This window comes from Burkholderia reimsis (genome assembly GCF_003294055.1).
GTDB classification, from domain to species: Bacteria; Pseudomonadota; Gammaproteobacteria; order Burkholderiales; family Burkholderiaceae; genus Burkholderia; species Burkholderia cepacia.
On sequence record NZ_QMFZ01000105.1, the window covers coordinates 1 to 1,306 of the forward strand.

The 1,306-nt window shown below is 65.7% G+C and carries 2 protein-coding genes; both read left to right on the forward strand.

All coding sequences use genetic code 11. The annotated features are described in order from the left end of the window. A partial coding sequence (locus tag DPV79_RS41390) for an AAA family ATPase (RefSeq protein ID WP_113048169.1) occupies positions 1-1,087 on the forward strand: 1,087 nt, incomplete at its 5' end. A gap of 37 nt (positions 1,088-1,124) precedes the next feature. Next, positions 1,125-1,306: type VI secretion system contractile sheath small subunit (locus DPV79_RS41395; RefSeq protein WP_208866780.1), on the forward strand; the 182-nt coding region annotated here is incomplete at its 3' end.

Sequence of the window (1,306 nt, forward strand, 5' to 3'; positions counted from 1 at the left end):
CGACCTGCAGGGAGATGCACCACTGGTCTTTCCGGAGGTCGACGAAGCGATTGTCGCTGAGATCGTGTCAGACTGGACCGGTATTCCCGCGGGGCGCATGGTCACGGACGAGATCGCGGCCGTGCGCAAGCTTCCCGACACGCTCGAAGCGCGCGTGATCGGCCAGACCGACGCACTCCGCCAGATTGGCGAGCGCGTGCAGACCGCGCGCGCGGGCCTGACCGACCCGAAGAAGCCGCTGGGCGTATTTCTGCTCGCCGGTCCCTCTGGCGTCGGCAAGACCGAAACGGCGCTGGCGCTTGCCGAGGCGCTGTACGGTGGCGAGCAGAACCTGATCACGATCAACATGAGCGAGTATCAGGAATCGCACACCGTGTCGGGCCTGAAGGGTGCGCCCCCCGGCTACGTCGGTTACGGCGAAGGGGGCGTGCTGACCGAAGCGGTGCGGCGTCGCCCGTACTCGGTCGTGCTGCTCGACGAAGTCGAGAAAGCCCATCGCGACGTGCACGAGATGTTCTTCCAGGTGTTCGACAAGGGCTACATGGAAGACGGCGATGGCCGCTACATCGATTTCCGCAATACCACCATTCTGCTCACGAGCAACGTCGGCTCCGATCTGACCGCGAGCCTGTGCGCCGATGCGTCTCTCGCGCCGGACGCAGGAGGACTGCGCGAAGCGCTGACGCCCGAATTGCTGAAGGCATTCCCGGCGGCGTTTCTCGGACGCGTGACCGTGGTGCCTTACCGGCCGCTCGCCGACAGCGCGCTCGCGCGCATCGTGCGCCTGCATCTGGACCGTGTCGTGAAGCGCATGGCGGACAGCCACGACATCGCGCTCGCGTACGGCGACGCGGTCGTCGACTACATCGTCGGGCGCTGCCTCGTGCAGGAAACCGGCGCGCGTGTGCTCATCGGCTTCATCGAGCAGCACATCCTGCCGCGCCTGTCGGCCCTCTGGCTCGATGCGTTCACGTCGAAAGCCGCGCTTTCGCACATCGCAATCGGCATTGCCGATTCCGTTGCCGCGCCGGCGCAGGCGTTGACGTTCGAGGCGCTTTCTACCCATTCAGACGAGCGGGTTCGCTGAGCTCGCAGTCCATCCACCCCCTCTTTGGAGCCCGTTCATGTCCGCCAGCAGTTCGCAGAAATTCATCGCGCGCAATCGTGCGCCGCGTGTGCAGATCGAGTACGACGTCGAGGTCTACGGTTCGGAGAAGAAGGTCGAGCTGCCGTTCGTGATGGGCGTGCTGGCCGACCTGTCAGGCAAGCATCCGGTCGAGCCGCTGCCGGCCGTGTCGGACCGGCG